Source organism: Bacillus sp. CD3-5 (genome assembly GCF_006349665.1).
GTDB lineage: Bacteria > Bacillota > Bacilli > Bacillales > Bacillaceae_G > Bacillus_A > Bacillus_A paranthracis.
This window is the reverse complement of record NZ_VEPX01000004.1, coordinates 324864-343435: the sequence shown is the minus strand read 5'-3', so window position 1 is coordinate 343435 and position 18572 is coordinate 324864. Positions and strand designations below refer to the sequence as shown.

The window sequence follows — 18572 nt, the reverse complement described above, 5'->3', positions numbered from 1 at the left end:
ATATGAAAAATGAGCTTCATGTAATCTCAAATGGTCACATGTCATTCGAAGAGTTAGTGAATGTAGCGATGCAAATTGAAAGTGAAATTGATTATTTGCATATTCGTGAGCGTGAGAAAAGTACGAAGGAATTGTATGAAGGTGTGGAAAGTCTTTTGAAGAAGGGCTTTCCAGCATCGAAAATAGTGATAAATGATCGAATTGATATTGCTATTTTATTAAATATTCCGCGTGTGCAGCTAGGATATCGAAGCGCAGATGTAAGGTCAGTGAAAGAAAAGTTTTCTTATTTGCATGTCGGTTATTCTGTGCATTCTTTAGAAGAGGCGATTGATGCATTTAAGAATGGCGCGGATTCACTCGTCTATGGTCATGTATTTCCGACAGATTGTAAAAAAGGTGTGCCAGCGAGAGGGCTTGAAGAAATTTCAGACATTGCAAAGTGTTTATCCATACCGATTACAGCAATTGGAGGAATCACTCCGGAAAACACTGGAGATGTTCTTACTAACGGCGTCAGTGGTATTGCTGTTATGTCTGGGATTATAAGTAGTAGTAACCCGTATAGCAAAGCGAAATCTTATAAGGAATCAATAAGAAAGTGGGCGGAAAAACATGTGTAAGAAGTATGATGTAGCGATAATTGGCGGTGGTGTAATTGGTAGTTCGGTTGCACATTTTCTAGCAGAAAGAGGCCATAAAGTAGCGATTGTAGAGAAGCAACAGATTGCATCTGAAGCCTCGAAAGCAGCCGCTGGTTTACTTGGGGTGCAGGCAGAATGGGATGAATATGACCCGCTATTTGAACTTGCTAGAGAAAGCCGTGCTATATTTCCACAACTTGCAGAAGTTTTACGCGAAAAAACAGGCATCGATATTGGGTATGAAGAGAAAGGCATTTATCGCATTGCTCAAAATGAAGATGAGAAGGAAAGAATTCTTCACATTATGGATTGGCAGCAGAAAACCGGTGAAGATTCTTACTTTCTAGCGGGAGATCGTTTGCGAGAGAAAGAGCCGTATTTATCTGAGTCAATTATAGGGGCTGTATATTATCCGAAAGATGGTCATGTTATTGCACCAGAGCTTACGAAAGCATTCGCACATTCCGCATCATTTTCGGGCGCTGATATATATGAACAGACAGAAGTGTTTGATATCCGTATTGAAAATAATAAAGTGAATGGAATTGTGACGAGTGAAGGCATGATCACTTGCGAGAAAGTTGTTATTGCGGGTGGCTCATGGAGCACGAAGTTACTAGGTTATTTTCACCGCGAATGGGGTACATATCCAGTTAAAGGAGAAGTAGTAGCGGTAAGAAGTAGAAAACCACTTTTAAAGGCGCCTATTTTCCAAGAAAGATTTTACATTGCACCAAAGCGCGGCGGACGTTACGTAATTGGAGCAACGATGAAGCCCCGTACATTCAATAAAACTGTGCAACCAGAGAGTATTACTTCTATATTAGAGCGCGCGTATACAATATTGCCAGCATTAAAAGAAGCGGAATGGGAAAGCGCATGGGCAGGATTAAGACCACAGTCGAATCATGAAGCTCCTTATATGGGAGAGCATGAAGAAATAAAAGGTTTATATGCTTGCACAGGCCATTATCGAAACGGCATTTTATTAAGTCCTGTTTCTGGTCAATATATGGCTGATTTAATAGAAGGAAAGCAGGAGAATCACTTGCTAGATTTATTGCTTTCTAAAACAGTTTAGAAAGGGGATGGAAGTTTGAATTTAAAAATTAATGGTAATCAAATTGAAGTGCCAGAGAGTGTGAAAACAGTAGCTGAGCTACTTACACATTTAGAGTTAGATAACAGAATTGTTGTAGTAGAGCGTAATAAAGATATTTTACAAAAAGATGATCATACAGATACATCTGTTTTTGATGGAGACCAAATTGAGATTGTAACTTTCGTAGGAGGCGGTTGATTATGTTAAACATTGGACCATTTTCATTTCATTCTAGACTTTTATTAGGAACAGGCAAATTCCCTGATTTTGATGTGCAGCAAAAGGCAATTGATGTATCTGAGGCAGAAATTTTAACGTTCGCAGTACGTCGTATGGATATATTTGATGCAAAGCAGCCTAATTTATTAGAGAAACTTGATGTAAAAAAATATACGTTATTACCGAATACAGCCGGAGCAAAAAATGCTGAAGAAGCTGTTCGTATTGCAAAATTAGCAAAAGCTTCAGGGCTGTGCGACATGATAAAGGTAGAAGTTATTGGTGATGATAGAACGTTATTACCTGATCCGGTAGAGACGTTAAAGGCATCTGAAATGTTACTAGAAGAAGGATTTATCGTACTTCCGTACACATCTGATGATGTTGTATTAGCACGTAAATTACAAGAACTTGGCGTGCATGCGATTATGCCAGGAGCATCTCCAATTGGATCAGGACTTGGTATTGTAAATCCATTGAATTTGAGCTTCATTATTGAACAAGCGACAGTACCAGTTATCGTTGATGCTGGTATCGGTAGCCCGGCTGATGCGGCATTTGCGATGGAATTAGGAGCAGATGGTGTGTTATTAAATACAGCTGTATCAGGAGCAAAAGATCCTATTAAAATGGCACAAGCAATGAAATTAAGTATTGAGGCAGGTCGTTTAGGCTTTGAAGCAGGTCGCATTGCACGTAAACGTTGTGCAACAGCAAGTAGTCCTTTAGAAGGAATGAGCGTAGTTGAATAATCGATATTCTCGCCAAGAACTATTTTCTCCGATTGGAGAAGAAGGACAGCAAAAGATAAGGGAAAAGCATGTGCTTATTATCGGTGCAGGCGCACTAGGTAGTGCAAATGCAGAAATGTTTGTAAGAGCTGGTGTTGGTACAGTAACGATTGTTGACCGGGATTATGTCGATTGGAGTAATTTACAAAGGCAGCAATTGTATGCAGAGAGTGATGTGAAAAATAATCTTCCGAAAGCTGTAGCAGCGAAGAAGCGTCTAGAAGAGATTAATAGTGAAGTAAGAGTAGAAGCGCTCGTTCAAGATGTAACAGCTGAGGAGTTAGAAGAGCTTGTTACAAACGTTAATGTAATGATTGATGCAACTGATAATTTCGAAACGCGTTTCATTGTGAATGATATAGCACAAAAATATTCTATTCCATGGATTTACGGAGCATGTGTAGGGAGTTACGGCCTTTCTTACACAATCCTTCCTAGTAAAACGCCATGTTTATCTTGTTTATTACAATCGATTCCGCTTGGCGGAGCGACATGTGATACAGCGGGGATTATATCGCCTGCTGTATCTCTCGTCGTTTCTCATCAAGTAACGGAAGCTCTTAAACTATTAGTAGAAGATTACGAATCGCTTCGAGATGGACTTGTATCGTTTGATGTATGGAAAAATGAATATTCATGTATGAATGTGCAAAAGCTTCGTAAGCACAATTGTCCTTCGTGCGGAGAGAATGCCTTGTATCCGTATTTAAATAAAGATAATACATCGAAAACAGCAGTTTTATGCGGGAGAAATACAGTTCAAATTAGACCACCTCATAAAGAGGAAATAGATTTTGAACGATACAAAGAGCTGCTGAATGATCGTGTGAATGATTTAAATGTAAATCCATATTTATTATCATTTTCTGTGGAAGAAAAGAGATTAGTTGCTTTTAAAGATGGTCGTGTACTTGTACATGGAACGAAAGATATAAGCGAAGCAAAAACGATTTATCATCGATATTTTGGATAGAAAAGGATGAGTGGGATGAAAGTAAATAAAGCTTTAACAATTGCAGGTTCTGATAGCGGAGGCGGTGCTGGCATTCAAGCAGATTTAAAAACATTTCAAGAGCTTGGCGTGTATGGGATGACGGCTATTACGGCAATTACTGCTCAAAATACGCTTGGCGTTCAAGGGGTATATCCAGTTTCGTTAGAAGGTATTACGGAACAGTTGAATTCAATTGGTACGGATTTAACACCAGATGCTGTAAAAATAGGTATGTTATTTAGCAACGAAATTATTCAAATTGTAGCAGAATATATTAATAAATTTGGCTGGAATAATATTGTACTAGATCCTGTTATGATTGCTAAGGGCGGTGCATCATTATTACAACAAGAAGCAGTACAAGCTTTAAAAGAATATTTATTGCCAGTAGCAACAGTTGTAACGCCGAATGTTCCTGAGGCAGAAGTGTTAACGGGGCTAGAAATTCATAACGTTGAAGATAGTAAAGAGGCTGCAAAAGTATTGCATGAATTAGGGGCGAAATATGTACTTATGAAGGGCGGACATGCAGAATATCAAGGTAATGAAGTAATTGATTTACTTTTTGATGGAGAAAAGTTTATTGAATTTAGAAGTGAGCGAATTCCTTCAAAGCAAACACATGGAAGCGGCTGTACATTTGCTTCAGCGGTTACAGCAGGGCTTGCGAAAGGCTACTCGATGGAAGAGGCAGTTCAAGAAGCAAAACGATTTATTAGTATAGCAATTGAAGAGCCGTTGCATATTGGAAGTGGTCATGGGCCGACGAATCATTTTGCATATAAAGTGAATAAAACGAGTGTGTAGGTAAGTAAAAAGTCAGTTTTATAACTGGCTTTTTTTTCTGTTTACTTTTTCTAAATACAGGAGTAATATATCAGCCAGAATATATTTTTTGTAATACGCTGAGTCCAATTATATGGAGCGGGGGAACCAATTTGTGCATTGTCACTTGGGGTGAATCTTTCAATTTTGAAAGTAGGGCTACTCTCAAAGTCCGAATCCGACAGCTAACTTCGTAAGCGTCTTGAGAGAGGACGGTGCCATGATGGATACATCACTTCATCGATCTGATTAGTATAAGGGAATATCAATCTATGTTTGAGTTCTTTTATACTAAGGAGGATGAGGTACATGGAACTAACACTTATTTGTGTTGGAGAAGAAAGCAAGGTAAATAGTTTAAGAAATTTAGTAGCATTTCAACATGAGTTAATTATTTTTACAGCAAATGAAGAGATAGCGGCTGAAGTGAGGAATTGTGGATTTGATTGGACGTATAGTTGTAGTAAGGAGCAAGATTTTACTAGTATTTGTGAGTGTATTAAGAAGGTAATTTTACTAGGGGATGAACTCCCAATCGTTAGTTTTTTCACAGAACACATTCGCTTTTCTTTTCAGGCACCTATTACTGTTGTTACAAGGAATAAACGATATCCAGCGAGGCTCTATGAAACAATTGGAGCTACATTTGTCGTGTTTACGAATTGTGATAATATTACTTTTTTATTTTTTGAATAGGGCGGGGGAAAAGAAGATGAAGGTTTTGTTACTAGGAGATATAGCGAATCGTTGGGCGGTATCGGTAGAGCGAGTTCAAGAATTGGTGGTGCTCGACCCCATTTTTCCAAAGCCCTATATCATACTGCCATCAAAAGACGCTTTATATTTAAAAACAGATATTATCGAATATGAGCAGCTACATGCAGAATTGTCACAAGTTTATATTCGCGGGAGAAATTTACGTACTTTTTTACGAGGAGAATAAATAGTGAATAAAAAAGAGCGAATGCTAAGTGCAACAAGCGATGCACTTCATGTCATTCGCTCTTTTTATTTCGTATTTAAAATATCATTTCTATGAAAAAGCAAGAAAAGACGAGAAAATAGATGGAATAATATTAATAACACTTAATGTAAGCGTTTAAATAGATGGATATTTTCTTATTTTCAGTAATTTAGCTCTTTACAAGTGAAATATAGAGGAGTATATTTACTCTCATAAATCATTCATAAAATTTCCAAAAAAACCTAAAATCGCTGAGTTCCAGAAATGGAGCGGGGGAACCAATTTTGTGCATCGTCACTTGGGGTGAATCTTTCAGTTTTGAAAGTAGGGCTACTCTTTAGGCCCGAATCCGACAGCTAACCTCGTAAGCGTTTAGAGAGGAGGTTTACTTTTTGTTGTTCATTTTTTGAACACTGAGTAGAGCTCAGTGTTCTTTTTTAATATTTTAATGGTAAAATTTAACAATTAGAAATGAGGGATAGCTATGTTAGATGTTGTAATGATCGGGATTTTTGTTGTGTTAGTTGCATCGATGGCAAGTCTTGCAAGTTGGTCAGATAAAGTTGTGAAAGAAGGGAAGCAATCATGACGATTGCCTTATCAATTATTGTTGCAGCAATTACGGTGTACTTAGTGTATGCATTATTAAATCCGGAAAAGTTTTAATTAGGGGGAGTCATTCATTATGATCTGGGTTGCAGTCGTTATTACAATGCTATTGTTTATTCTTGTGGCAAAGCCAACGGGAATTTATTTAGAGAAAGCCTTTCAAGGGAGTAAAAAGCTAGATAAAGTATTCGGGCCTTTTGAAAAACTTATTTTTAAAATTACGGGTGTAAAAGAATATAATCAAACGTGGAAACAGTACGCATTATCATTAGTTTTATTAAATGGATTTATGATTGTTGTCGTATATTTCATTTTCAGACTACAAGGAGTATTGCCATTAAATCCAGCACACATTGAAGGAATGGAGCCTACGCTCGCTTTTAATACAGCAATTAGTTTTATGGCTGATACGAACTTACAGCATTATAGCGGTGAAAATGGTTTATCTTATTTATCACAATTAATCGGAATTACATTCTTAATGTTTGCAGCACCGGCAACGACTTTAGCGCTCGTTATGGCATTTATAAGAGGGCTTGCTGGAAAAGAACTCGGTAACTTTTTCGTTGATTTTACGAGAGCACTAACGAGAGTATTTCTTCCTATCGCATTTATGGCGGCACTAGTCTTTGTTGCACTTGGCGTACCACAAACGTTAGACGGTGCCGTTACAGCACAAACAATTGATGGGGCAAAGCAAAGCATATTACGCGGGCCAGTTGCATCATTCGTTTCTATTAAGGAACTTGGAAATAACGGCGGTGGATTTTTCGGAGCAAACTCTACACATCCTTTCGAAAATCCAGGACAAATGAGTAATATTTTGCAAATGATGCTTATGATGTTATTGCCAACAGCACTTCCATTTACGTACGGACGAATGGTGGGCAATAAAAAGCAAGGTCGCATCCTTTTTGTTTCACTATTCATGGTCTTTTTACTAGGGTTTATAACGATTACGACATCTGAATTACATGGAAATCCAGCTTTAAATGGAATGGGTATCGAACATGTACAAGGAAGTACAGAAGGAAAAGAAGTAAGGTTCGGAACAGTATTTTCTTCACTATACGCAACAGTAACGACAGCTGCTGAAACTGGAGCGGTGAATACGATGCATGATACGTTAACACCAATTGGCGGGTTAGTACCACTCGTAAATATGATGTTAAATACAGTATACGGCGGCGTTGGAGCAGGCTTTGTGAACATTATTATGTATGCGATTATCGCAGTCTTTATATCTGGATTGATGGTTGGACGGACACCGGAATTTTTAGGTAAGAAAATTGAAGGTAAGGAAATGAAATTAATTGCGGTAACAATACTATTTCATCCACTGCTTATTTTAGGATTTTCAGCATTGGCTCTTTCTACACATTTAGGAACAGAAGCGATTTCTAACTCGGGCTTCCACGGTTTAACACAAGTTGTTTATGAGTATACGTCATCAGCTGCGAATAACGGATCTGGATTTGAAGGGTTAGCAGATAATACACCGTTTTGGAATATTACAACTGGTTTAGTTATGTTTTTAGGACGCTATTTCAGTTTAATTACGATGCTAGCTGTTGCAGCTTCATTGAAAGAGAAGACGGTTGTGCCAGAAACAGTCGGAACGTTCCGTACGGATAATAGTTTATTTGGCGGCATTTTCATCGGAACAATTGTAATTGTCGGTGCATTAACATTCTTCCCGATGTTAGTACTCGGCCCAATTGCAGAATTTCTTACATTGAAGTAATGGAGGGTAAATGATGAGACCGGTAGTAGTAAAAGAAAAAAGAGTAAATGAGTCACACATACATGCAGTAGAAGATGAGGTTAGACAAGCGAAAACGATGGATCGTGATATCGTGAAACATGCGATGAAACAATCCTTTGCGAAATTGAATCCGAAAGTTATGATAAAAAATCCGATTATGTTCGTTGTGGAGATTGGATTTATCATTACGTTCATTTTATCGTTTCTTCCAAGTCGTTCTAGTAGTGTACCAGGATGGTTTAATATAACAGTTTCCCTCATTCTATTATTTACAGTTTTATTTGCTAACTTTGCAGAAGCATTAGCGGAAGGACGGGGGAAAGCGCAAGCTGATTCTTTAAAACAGTCGAAGAAAGATGTGTTTGCCAATGTTGTAAAAGAAAACGGGAACATTGTTCAAGTTTCAGCAACGGATCTGAGAAAAGGTGATGTTGTTATTGTAAAACAAGGAGAAATGATTCCAAGTGATGGAGAAGTAATAAAAGGGTTAGCATCTGTTGATGAATCTGCGATTACAGGGGAATCAGCTCCTGTAATAAAAGAAGCTGGCGGTGATTTTTGTTCCGTAACAGGCGGTACGATGGTTGTAAGTGATGAGATTACAATTATCATTACGAGTAATCCTGGTGAATCATTTATTGATAAAATGATCTCTTTAGTAGAAGGGGCTGCTCGTCAAAAAACACCGAATGAAATTGCTTTAAATACAGTATTAACGAGTTTAACGCTTATTTTCTTAATCGTTGTTGTGACGCTGCCGATTTTCACAAATTATTTAGGGTTTCAAATTGATACAGCTGTACTTGTAGCATTGTTAGTATGTTTAATTCCAACGACAATTGGTGGTTTGCTATCAGCGATTGGTATTGCTGGGATGGACCGAGTGACAAAATTTAACGTGTTAGCGATGTCAGGGAAAGCAGTAGAAGCTGCGGGTGATATTAATACAATTATTTTAGATAAAACAGGTACGATTACTTTTGGGAACCGAATGGCTCATACATTATTACCTGTAGGAAATGAAACGATTGAGCAAGTTGGAAAGTGGGCTGCTATTAGCTCAGTTTTAGATGAAACACCAGAAGGTCGATCTGTTATCGAGTATGTGCAAGCGAAATCTATATCATATAATAGAGAACTTGCAGAACAAGGTGAGTTTGTTCCATTTAAAGCAGAAACGAGAATGAGTGGTGTTGATTTACAGGACGGAACGAAAGTGAGAAAAGGTGCTGTCGGTAGCGTGATTGAATGGGTTCAGTCACAAGGTGGAACAATTCCGAAAGATGTAAATCAAAAAGCAGATTTCATTTCAAAAGAGGGCGGAACACCACTTGTAGTTGCAGTGAATAATCGTATTTACGGTTTAATCTATTTAAAAGATACAGTAAAACCTGGTATGCGTGAACGTTTTGAACAGTTGCGTCAAATGGGGATTAAAACGGTTATGTGTACAGGGGATAACCCATTAACAGCAGCAACCATTGCAAAAGAAGCAGGAGTAGATGAGTTTGTTGCTGAGTGCAAACCAGAAGATAAAATTGCAGTTATTAAAGCAGAGCAAGATAAAGGAAAACTCGTAGCGATGACAGGTGATGGTACAAATGATGCGCCGGCATTAGCACAGGCTGATGTTGGATTAGCGATGAATAGTGGTACAACAGCTGCGAAAGAAGCAGCCAATATGATTGATTTAGATTCGAACCCGACAAAAATTATTGAGGTTGTAGGAATCGGTAAGCAATTGTTAATGACACGTGGTGCGTTAACGACGTTTAGTATTGCAAATGATATAGCGAAATATTTTGCAATCATTCCAGCAATGTTTACACTTGCGATTCCGCAAATGGAAGCATTGAACATTATGAAACTAACATCACCACTGTCAGCGATTTTATCAGCATTACTATTTAATGCGGTTATTATTCCATTACTCATTCCATTGGCGATGAAAGGTATCGCATATAAACCGATGAGTTCGAATGCACTACTTGGCCGAAACCTACTTATTTATGGGCTTGGCGGAGTGATTGTACCGTTCATTGGAATTAAAGTAATTGATATGATTGTCGGCTTGTTTATATAAGGAAGAGGGGAAAGAGATGGCGAAGAAACAAAGTATACTATCACCAATCATCCGTATTACTTTTACATTTTTAGTGTTGTGCGGACTTGTATATCCGCTTATTGTTACTGGTATTGCACAAGCAGTAATGAAGGATAATGCGGATGGAAGTCTAATATATAATGATAAAAATGAAGTGATTGGTTCTAAATTAATCGGTCAAAATTTCACAGATCCACGTTATTTTCATGGGCGTGTCTCTAGTATTGAATATAAAGCAGAAGCGTCAGGTTCAAATAACTATGCACCGTCTAATCCAGATTTAGAGAAACGAGTAGAGAAAAGTATTGAAGAGTGGAAGAAACAAAATCCGAGCGTTCCAGTTACAGAAGTACCAATCGATTTAGTGACAAATTCAGGTTCAGGGCTTGATCCTGATATTAGTCCGAAGGCGGCTTCCGTACAGGTAGAGCGTATCTCAAAATTAACGAAAATTCCGAAAGAAACACTAGAGCAATTGATTAAAGATCAAACAGAAGGTGCGGCACTTGGTTTATTTGGAGAGACCCGCGTAAACGTCTTAAAGTTAAATTTAGAATTACAGAAACTAATGAAATAGTAACGGTGCTACCTCAATCTAACGGATTGAGGTAGCGTTGTTTCAAAAGAAAGGTTGTGAATGTTTTGTATGCGGATGACTATAAACCCACTTTTCAAAGGCGAACACCAGAAGAGTATTTAGAATATATTCGTCAGCAAAACCGTGGGAAGTTAAAGCTATATGTAGGAGCAGCTCCAGGAGTAGGGAAAAGTTATAAAATGCTCTTTGATGCTAGAGAGATGAAAAAGGACGGTACGGATATTGTAATTGGTTTAATTGAAACGCATGGGAGAAAAGAGACGGAAGACGCAATTGCTGATTTAGAAAAGGTTCCTTTAAAAGAAATAGAGTATAAAGGGAAAGTGTTTTATGAACTTGATGTGGAAGGAATTATAAAGCGTGCACCTGGGGTCGTTGTTGTGGATGAACTTGCACATAGTAATATTCCCAGCTCTAAAAACAAGAAGCGTTATATGGATGTACAAGAATTGTTAGAGGCTGGTATATCCGTATTGTCAGCGTTTAATATTCAACATTTAGAAAGCGTTCATGACATTGTAGCTCAAATTACAAATGTAAAAGTAAGAGAACGTATTCCGGATTTTATTTTACAAAAAGCAAATGAAATTCAGCTCGTCGATGCAACGCCGGAAGTACTTCGGAAGAGATTAATAGACGGGAAAATATATAAGGAGGAAAAAATTCAGCAAAGCTTACAAAATTTCTTTACGCTTAATAATTTAGGAGCACTCAGGGAATTATCGCTTCGTGAAGTCGCTGACGATATGGACGAGAAAATTAGTCAAACAGTGATAGAACCAATTGGCGTGAAAGAAAAAATTCTCGTTTGTGTACAGTACAGTTCAACAGCAGAGAAATTAATAAGACGGGGCTGGCGCATGGCTGATCGGTTAAACGCTGAATTGTATGTATTAAATGTTGAAAGAGAAAATATAGATTCTCTTTCAGCTGGAAAAAAGCAGACGATTGAAGAGTGGAAGGCGCTCACGAATCAATTTGATGCAAGTTTTGTATTAGAAGAAGCAAAAGGAAGAAAGCCAGCGGATGTTATTATTGAAGTTGCAAAAAGATTACAAGTAACGCAAATTTTACTTGGGCAATCAGCGAGAACGCGATGGGAAGAAATTCGAAAAGGTTCGATTGTGAATGAAATTATGAGACAGACGAAGCATATTGATATTCATATTGTTGCGGATCAACGAGTTTAAAATAGAGACCATCTGTAGGTCTCTATTTTGCTTTTTGTGTGGCAGGGAATCGTAGCATTTTCATTGCATATAAGATTACAAGTAAAAACATAATTGCGCCTAGGAAGAAAATCCAAAAGTAATTTTGGTTAAATAAAAGAAATCCACCTATAAGTGGGCCTGTGCCCATACCAAGATAGCGGATGAAGTTGTACATACCGATAGCAGTTGCGCGTTCTTGTACGAATTCTTCCGTTAATAAAGTAGTGTGAGTTGGCATAGAAAGTCCCATACTAAAACCGTACAAAGATGTAACGATAATGATGAATGGGATATTAATGCTATATGTGAAAGAGAATAAAACGACACATATAATATTGAAGAAACTCGTAATAAATAAAGTTTGCTTTGTTGTCAGGCGTTTTTGCAAAAACTTGTAGCAAAAACTTCCCAGCATGATAGAAAGAGACATTGGTACAAACATAAGACCAATTTCATTTACAGTTAAATGAAATGAATTTGTTAAAATACTCGGTAAAAAAACGAGAAAGCAAAAGTAAATACAAAATTGAATGAAGCCAATAAGAGTAATAGAAAATCCAGTTTTATTTTTTAAGATAAACCAGTAATTCTTTTTTGATTGCGGTTGCTTACTTACAGTTGGTTTTGTTTCTGGAAGTAGTGAAAGGTTTATCATTAATAAAAGAATGCCAAGTATAGATAAAAATAGAAATACGGATAAGTGGCCATTTATACTGCCGAGATAACCACCAATGAGAGGACCAATCGCAGGTGCGAGGGCAAGTAACATTTGGTATAGGCTCATCGCTTCTCCGCGTTCTTTTCCTTCAAACAAATCACCAATAATCGTTGCTGAAACTACAGGTATAGCCGCTATTCCTATAGCTTGAATAACTCTAAAAAAGAGAAATAAATAAATGTTTGCCGAAAAAGCACATCCGATTGAACCAATTGTACTAATGACTAAACTAGGGATAAGGACGGATTTTCTCCCTTTTGTATCAATTAAAGGTCCATATACGAGCTGCATAATTGCAAGAATGAATGTGAAAAGTGAAACTGTGACATTTACAAGATAAGGAGAAGTATGAAAAGAACCTTGAATCATGGGCAAGATAGGTGTGTAAATATTTTGAGCGAAGGAACTGAGTAAGGCACTAATACAGACAACATATAAAATGAAATGTAGTTTGGATTTTTTCATTATGTTAACCTCCTTCTTTTTAGTTTCCTAGGAAACTAAATTTATTTTAACATGTTTTTCTAACTTGTAAATATGAAAAAATGATTTTAAAATGGTATATAGCTAAATTGTTTCTTTGGAAACTTAGGGGGTGAACAGATTGGATTATACAACGAAACAAATGGAAATACTTTCGAACATTCGTACACTTTTGCATAAAAGAGAAGAACATTTGAAAGGACAAAATGAGAAGTTTCTTCGTGAGACAGGTGTAAGTGGTATGTCTTTATCTGAGTTACATGTAATCGAGTGTATCGGGAAAAATGGTCTGATGAATGTAACGGCAATTACGATAGAAATGGGAATGACGAAGGGTGCAATCTCTAAAGTTTGTACAAAGTTGTTCCAAAAGAAATTCGTTGAGAAGATGCAAATGTTAGACAATCAAAAAGAAATTTTCTTTCGCTTAACGGAAAGCGGAAATGAAATATATAAAGCTCATGAGAAATTGCATAAACAAGCTGAAGAAAAGTGGCTGTTACTCTTAGATAGATATACGAAAGAAGAACAAGATTTTATTCAAAGGTTTATAAAGGATGTCTCGGATCATTTGGAAATATAATTGGAAGAAAAAATTCCGTTTTCTCAAGTCTTTTAAATATAATTTCTGAAAGAACTCATATATAATAGAAAAAGATACTTAACATGGTGAATAATTAAAGAGTCAATATATATAGAGGAGAGAGTAACATGCTTGAAAATACAGGGTTAGTATTAGAAGGCGGCGGTATGCGTGGTGTATATACGGGCGGGATATTAGAATACTTTATGGAACAAGATTTATATTTTCCATATGTAATTGGTGTATCAGCTGGTGCTTGTCATGCAGCGTCGTATCTTTCCAGACAAAGAAATAGAAATAAAACAGTAAATATTGATTATGCATCACATCCGAAATATTTATCGTATAAAAACTTATGGAGAAAACGTCAGCTATTTGATATGGATTTTATTTTTCATGAAATTCCAGAAAAGCATGTGCCGTTTGATTTTGAAACATACTTTAATAGCCCAGAGCGTTTCCTTGTAGGAACGACGGATTGTGAAACAGGACAGTCTGTTTATTTTGAAAAAGAGGGAACGAATGATGATGCACTAAATTTATTACAAGCTTCTAGTTCATTACCTTTCATTGCACCAGTAGTAAATTACCGTGGTAAACAATTATTAGATGGCGGGATTTCAGATCCGATTCCAGTTCGTAAAGCACAGGAAGATGGATTTAAAAAATCAGTCGTAATTTTAACAAGAAATCACGGTTACACAAAGAAAAAATCAAGATTTGGTTGGGTTGCTGCGAAAGCTTATAAAAAATATCCGAATCTTGTTAACACGATGCTAAATCGCTATGAAGTATATAATGAAACACTGCACTACATTGAAAAAGAAGAACAAGCTGGGAATTTATTTGTTATTCGCCCAGAAGTGCCGCTTCAAGTAGATCGTATGGAAAAAGATACAACAAAACTACAAAATCTATATGAGCAAGGCTATGAAGATGCAAAGAGACAGTTTGCAGATTTGCAGGCGTTTTTGCAAAAATAAGTATGAGGCTGTGGAGAAGAATTTCTCTGCAGCCTTTTTATATTGCTACTTATACGTTACTTTTGAAAAATGTATGAATGTTTAAGTGTTTAAAGAGTTTGTAAAACATAGGGGTGTCTTATTGAGGAGAATTTATTTGAAGGATATTATGATGAGGTAGCGCTACAAAACTATTTAATTTATGAGGTGATTGTTAATGAAGGGAAAGGTTTTTTCGATTGCGACTTTAATGTTATTAGCAACATCCATCTCAACAAGTGCATTCTATCCAACTTTAAGTGGTCACAAAAGTGGTAACCTACTATCTTACAGAGCTCAAACAACTACGAATCAAAATGCATCTCGCTGTTCAGTAGCAATTTCTTTTATTAATTCAAAAGGAAGTTATTCATATATTGAAAGTGCTTCGGATAAATTAGGATCACATGAATCTGGAAGGGCATTAAATGCCACGGTTAGTAATGGCGCATATAACGCCTTTGGTGCAAAGGGGCTATACTCTGAGCATTATGCTAATGAGAATAATGACTATCAAGAAGATACACACAAAGGAACTTTTGATAGTAACGGTAACTTACGATTACAGTGGTAAAAAATATTCAATAGTTGTCTTTATAAATATTTGGATAAGGAGAAGGGGATGTTCATCATCTCCTTCTTATCTAAAAGGAGCAGAGACATGTATTTAGCTTTTAAAAATATAAAAAACAATAAACTATTTTCCATAATTCTTCTTATGGCATTTTTTATTTCTTTTCTTTCTATATCAGTAGCCGCACTTTTAACAGAGTCTAAACGGAATTTTATATCTGCTTTTCAAATCGGTTTCCCAGAAAAAAATCAAGTTTTAAATGTTCCGATAGCAAATGCAACTGAATTGGATGAGATAATTCCTTTCATACAAGATACTTTTGTGAAAAGTGATATTTACGTAGAGCATTTAAAAGCATTAAATAGTTCAGGTGCAATAAAAATCGTAGCTGTGAACTTAAAAGATGATTATTATTGGACGCCATATATTTCTGAGGGTCAATATTTTCATCGTGAAAATGTAAATGATATGGTTGTTGGTGATCAAACGAATGTAAAGGAGTTATATGAATTTGATAATACATATAAAAAAATAGGCACTATATCAAGAAAAGACAGTGACGTCGGTGTATCAGACATATACATTCCACTTCAAAATTTACCTACTATATCTAAAAAAGGTATTATCGCGAGTAAACAATTACAATTAACAGTTGTTAACCCTACATCATCTATCCATAAAGAAATAAAAACATTTATGAATAAGAGCAAAGAAGTAATCTCAGGTGAGGTTCAAATACTGAATAAAAGAGATTTTCAGGAACTAAATGTAACATATGTAGATCCAGCCAATAAGTATTATTATAAATTTATTCTTGTTGCAGTAGTTTCTGGTATTTCAGCAGTGTTGTTTTGGATTTATAAAAAAGAAAGAGAGATTTCATTAAAAAAAGCAGTAGGTGCTTCTAATATATCTATTTATTGTGAACTATATGTTCAAATTTTGTTTATTTCTCTAGTGGCGATGTTGTTGGTTTTTCTTGTGTTAGAAATGTTTTCTGGAACAATTCATACGTATTTTCAGACATACTTATTAAAACCGTTAACACCATATGTATTCGTATGTAATATTGTTTTTATTATTTTTCTTACAATGTTTGTTACTGTAATTCCAATCAAGCACATTATAAATATATATCCTGGAAAACATTTAAGAGCGTAGGTGATCTTCATGTTTTTTATATTTGATTCTATACGGTCTATGAAAAAACGGTTGTTACCAAGTTTGATTATAGTAATTTCTTTAATTATTTCATTTTCTTCAGCTATAGAATTTATTAGTAATCTGTCGGGATATCGAAAAATGATGACAGTAGCAAATAATTTATCGACTCATAAAAGTTTCTATGAACTTTATGCGACGCAAGATATAACATTGTTTAGCGAAGAAAAAGCGAAAAGTGATTATCAACAATTCATGCAAGGGTTATCTAATACGATACCAATAACAAATACAACAAATTATTTGTTCCGTAACTATTCATTTAGCTTAAAAAAAGAAAGTGAAACGATAAAGACTCTTATTATTGATAAAGATATTAATAAGTACTTTCATATCCGACTTTCACAAGGAAGGTATTTTGAGGAATCAGAATTTCATAAATCCGTATTTGATATTAGACCTGTTATATTAGGTGCTAATTATAAAGAAAAAGTATCCATTGGTGATGTTATACCATCTGGAAAAATGAAGCTAAAAGTAATTGGCTTTTTAGAAAAAAATTCACCATTTACATATCCTCGGAGCGGCGAAATATCGGATAATCGTATTACATTGTTAGATGACATGGCGATTTTACCAATTGGAACAGAAGAAATAGAGTTCTATAGTATAGACCTGTTATACAATGGGTTAATTATAGAAACAAATGAGAAGATAAATATAAATGAATTTCAAAAGAAAGTATTAAAGGTAACAGAAGGTAAGGGGTATTCGTATTACGTTACAAATCCGAATAAATTGTTAGAAAACGAAAAGCAGGGTATTGATAATATGTCATACCCATTATTATTAAGCGGTATAGTCTTATTTTTTTCATTTCTATCTATTGTATTAATATCAATGGCAGCACTTTATATGGAGCGTAAAAATATTTCTATTAAATCAGCGTTAGGTGCAAGTGCTTTTCAAATATGTCTTCCATTTATTATTGAGTATATATTGTTATTTATTTTATCGATATGTATAGGAATTACGTATTTTCAATGGGAGAATAGCGGGACGATTGAACTTCAAAAAGAGATAGAAAATAGTACTGTATCTTTTTTTGGAACGTTACAAGTTTCTGAAGAATCATTGATTGTTATAAGTATGTTATCAATTGTAATGCTCTTCATTATATATACAATCATTTATTTCAATGTATTAAAAATAAAAAATACATATATGAAAGAGGTGTTGTAGATGATTCAACTCGTAAATGTGGCTAAAGGCTTTGGAAAGAATAATTTTAGTGCGTTAAAGGATATTAATCTTACAATAGAAAAAGGCGAAATGATAGCTATTATGGGGCCCTCTGGTTCGGGGAAATCTACTCTTCTTAACATTATTGGCTTAATCGATAGTCCCTCTGCTGGAAAGTATTTTTTAGATGGAATGGATACGAGTACATTCAAGTCAAACTATCATAAGTATAGAAACACGGAAGTTGGATTTGTGTTTCAGAACTTTTCGCTATTAGGTGATTATACAGTTGTTGAAAATGTGATGCTTCCGCTTGTATATAGAAGAATTTCTCATAAGAAACGTATGCAAATATCAAAAGAAATGCTGAAAATGGTAGGGCTGGAGAGGCATATTAACAAATATCCTTACGAGTTATCAGGCGGAGAACAGCAAAGAACAGCAATAGCAAGGGCTTTAGCACAAGATACAAAGATTATACTTGCTGATGAACCGACTGGTGCTCTTGATCAAGAAAATGGGAAAAAAATTATGAGTATTTTAAAAGAAATTAATAAACAAGGAAAAACGGTTCTAGTTGTCACGCACGATCAAAAGGTAGCTACATACTGCCAGAGGACGATATGTTTGCTCGATGGATGCGTGGTATAATATGGATAAAAGTATATGGAGAGGTGATACATATGGAAAATGTATATAAAGGACTTCGACATACTGGATTTACTATGATGCTTATTTTTGGTGGGGTATTTCTACTACGTTGGTTCATTCAGGATGAAATGCTACTGGATCAGCTTATTGGATTTAGTGTAGGGATGGTAATGGTTGTTTCGTCAGTTTTCATTCAAAAGTATAGTAAAGAATTACAGGTAGAAGAGAAGTATTAAATGGTTATAAGCTCCTTCATATTTTGGAGGGACTGTTATAGTTTGAATGATTGTTATAAAAGAAAAGTAGAGCATCGAATTTCGATGCTCTACTTTT

22 protein-coding genes and 2 riboswitches are annotated in these 18572 nt (G+C 35.7%); of the genes, 21 read left to right on the top strand and 1 reads right to left on the bottom strand.

Annotated features, from left to right (window positions below; genetic code table 11):
- The first annotated feature begins 2 nt into the window (after nt 1-2).
- From tenI to kdpDN, 14 genes are all read left to right on the top strand, one after another.
- Nucleotides 3-623: a thiazole tautomerase TenI gene (tenI, locus tag FH036_RS11310; protein ID WP_000787179.1), complete on the top strand. Its 621-nt coding sequence runs from the start codon at nt 3-5 to the stop codon at nt 621-623.
- Nucleotides 616-1725: a glycine oxidase ThiO gene (thiO, locus tag FH036_RS11305; RefSeq protein ID WP_000335189.1), complete on the top strand. Its 1110-nt coding sequence runs from the start codon at nt 616-618 to the stop codon at nt 1723-1725. Before tenI ends, thiO begins: the two co-directional genes overlap by 8 nt.
- 15 nt (nt 1726-1740) lie before the next feature.
- Nucleotides 1741-1944 (top strand): sulfur carrier protein ThiS, encoded by a 204-nt coding sequence (gene thiS / locus FH036_RS11300; protein ID WP_001049505.1) that lies wholly within the window; start codon nt 1741-1743, stop codon nt 1942-1944.
- Between the two features lie 2 nt (nt 1945-1946).
- Nucleotides 1947-2717: a thiazole synthase gene (gene thiG / locus FH036_RS11295; RefSeq protein ID WP_000931981.1), complete on the top strand. Its 771-nt coding sequence runs from the start codon at nt 1947-1949 to the stop codon at nt 2715-2717.
- On the top strand, nt 2710-3729 hold the full coding sequence (thiF, locus tag FH036_RS11290; RefSeq protein ID WP_001065442.1) for a thiazole biosynthesis adenylyltransferase ThiF: 1020 nt from the start codon (nt 2710-2712) through the stop codon (nt 3727-3729). The genes thiG and thiF overlap by 8 nt, the downstream gene beginning before the upstream one ends.
- 15 nt (nt 3730-3744) lie before the next feature.
- Entirely contained in the window at nt 3745-4557 is an 813-nt protein-coding gene (gene thiD / locus FH036_RS11285) for a bifunctional hydroxymethylpyrimidine kinase/phosphomethylpyrimidine kinase (protein ID WP_000867394.1), read from the top strand.
- An 86-nt stretch (nt 4558-4643) separates the two neighbouring features.
- A riboswitch (cyclic di-AMP (ydaO/yuaA leader) is annotated at nt 4644-4791 on the top strand.
- Nucleotides 4792-4884: 93 nt separating this feature from the next.
- Entirely contained in the window at nt 4885-5271 is a 387-nt protein-coding gene (locus FH036_RS11280; protein ID WP_000424093.1) for a hypothetical protein, read from the top strand.
- Between the two features lie 16 nt (nt 5272-5287).
- Complete coding sequence (locus FH036_RS11275) at nt 5288-5518, top strand: hypothetical protein (RefSeq protein ID WP_044790931.1); 231 nt, start codon at nt 5288-5290, stop codon at nt 5516-5518.
- Between the two features lie 260 nt (nt 5519-5778).
- A riboswitch (cyclic di-AMP (ydaO/yuaA leader) is annotated at nt 5779-5924 on the top strand.
- Between the two features lie 99 nt (nt 5925-6023).
- Nucleotides 6024-6128 carry a SipW-dependent-type signal peptide-containing protein gene (locus FH036_RS11270; protein ID WP_000887889.1) on the top strand — a complete coding sequence of 35 codons (105 nt, stop codon included), beginning with the start codon at nt 6024-6026 and terminating at the stop codon, nt 6126-6128.
- Nucleotides 6125-6205 (top strand): K(+)-transporting ATPase subunit F, encoded by an 81-nt coding sequence (gene kdpF, locus FH036_RS11265; protein ID WP_000150654.1) that lies wholly within the window; start codon nt 6125-6127, stop codon nt 6203-6205. Before FH036_RS11270 ends, kdpF begins: the two co-directional genes overlap by 4 nt.
- A gap of 19 nt (nt 6206-6224) precedes the next feature.
- The gene (gene kdpA / locus FH036_RS11260) at nt 6225-7892 is read left to right on the top strand and encodes a potassium-transporting ATPase subunit KdpA (protein WP_000638352.1); all 1668 of its coding nucleotides are present in this window, start codon (nt 6225-6227) and stop codon (nt 7890-7892) included.
- Nucleotides 7893-7905: 13 nt separating this feature from the next.
- Nucleotides 7906-9996: a potassium-transporting ATPase subunit KdpB gene (gene kdpB, locus FH036_RS11255; RefSeq protein ID WP_001248013.1), complete on the top strand. Its 2091-nt coding sequence runs from the start codon at nt 7906-7908 to the stop codon at nt 9994-9996.
- A gap of 16 nt (nt 9997-10012) precedes the next feature.
- On the top strand, nt 10013-10594 hold the full coding sequence (gene kdpC / locus FH036_RS11250; RefSeq protein ID WP_001085556.1) for a K(+)-transporting ATPase subunit C: 582 nt from the start codon (nt 10013-10015) through the stop codon (nt 10592-10594).
- Nucleotides 10595-10650: 56 nt separating this feature from the next.
- Nucleotides 10651-11805: a KdpD-like non-kinase potassium sensor gene (kdpDN, locus tag FH036_RS11245; RefSeq protein WP_080559624.1), complete on the top strand. Its 1155-nt coding sequence runs from the start codon at nt 10651-10653 to the stop codon at nt 11803-11805.
- A gap of 22 nt (nt 11806-11827) precedes the next feature.
- On the opposite strand, the gene FH036_RS11240 is transcribed toward kdpDN, so the two are convergent.
- The gene (locus tag FH036_RS11240) at nt 11828-13009 is read right to left on the bottom strand and encodes an MFS transporter (RefSeq protein ID WP_138322462.1); all 1182 of its coding nucleotides are present in this window, start codon (nt 13007-13009) and stop codon (nt 11828-11830) included.
- A gap of 139 nt (nt 13010-13148) precedes the next feature.
- On the opposite strand from FH036_RS11240, the gene FH036_RS11235 reads away from it, so the two are divergent.
- From FH036_RS11235 to FH036_RS11205, 7 genes are all read left to right on the top strand, one after another.
- Nucleotides 13149-13610, top strand: coding sequence for a MarR family transcriptional regulator (locus FH036_RS11235; RefSeq protein ID WP_138322461.1), 462 nt, complete (start codon nt 13149-13151; stop codon nt 13608-13610).
- Nucleotides 13611-13738: 128 nt separating this feature from the next.
- The gene (locus FH036_RS11230; RefSeq protein WP_139895765.1) at nt 13739-14593 is read left to right on the top strand and encodes a patatin-like phospholipase family protein; all 855 of its coding nucleotides are present in this window, start codon (nt 13739-13741) and stop codon (nt 14591-14593) included.
- A 196-nt stretch (nt 14594-14789) separates the two neighbouring features.
- Entirely contained in the window at nt 14790-15185 is a 396-nt protein-coding gene (locus tag FH036_RS11225; RefSeq protein WP_000676979.1) for a hypothetical protein, read from the top strand.
- Between the two features lie 87 nt (nt 15186-15272).
- Nucleotides 15273-16346 (top strand): ABC transporter permease, encoded by a 1074-nt coding sequence (locus tag FH036_RS11220; RefSeq protein WP_000280206.1) that lies wholly within the window; start codon nt 15273-15275, stop codon nt 16344-16346.
- Nucleotides 16347-16355: 9 nt separating this feature from the next.
- Nucleotides 16356-17588, top strand: a complete 1233-nt coding sequence (locus tag FH036_RS11215; RefSeq protein ID WP_044790938.1) for an ABC transporter permease — start codon at nt 16356-16358, stop codon at nt 17586-17588.
- Nucleotides 17589-18239 carry an ABC transporter ATP-binding protein gene (locus tag FH036_RS11210; RefSeq protein WP_000615501.1) on the top strand — a complete coding sequence of 217 codons (651 nt, stop codon included), beginning with the start codon at nt 17589-17591 and terminating at the stop codon, nt 18237-18239.
- Nucleotides 18227-18475 (top strand): hypothetical protein, encoded by a 249-nt coding sequence (locus FH036_RS11205; protein WP_014481573.1) that lies wholly within the window; start codon nt 18227-18229, stop codon nt 18473-18475. The genes FH036_RS11210 and FH036_RS11205 overlap by 13 nt, the downstream gene beginning before the upstream one ends.
- The last annotated feature ends 97 nt before the right edge of the window (nt 18476-18572 follow it).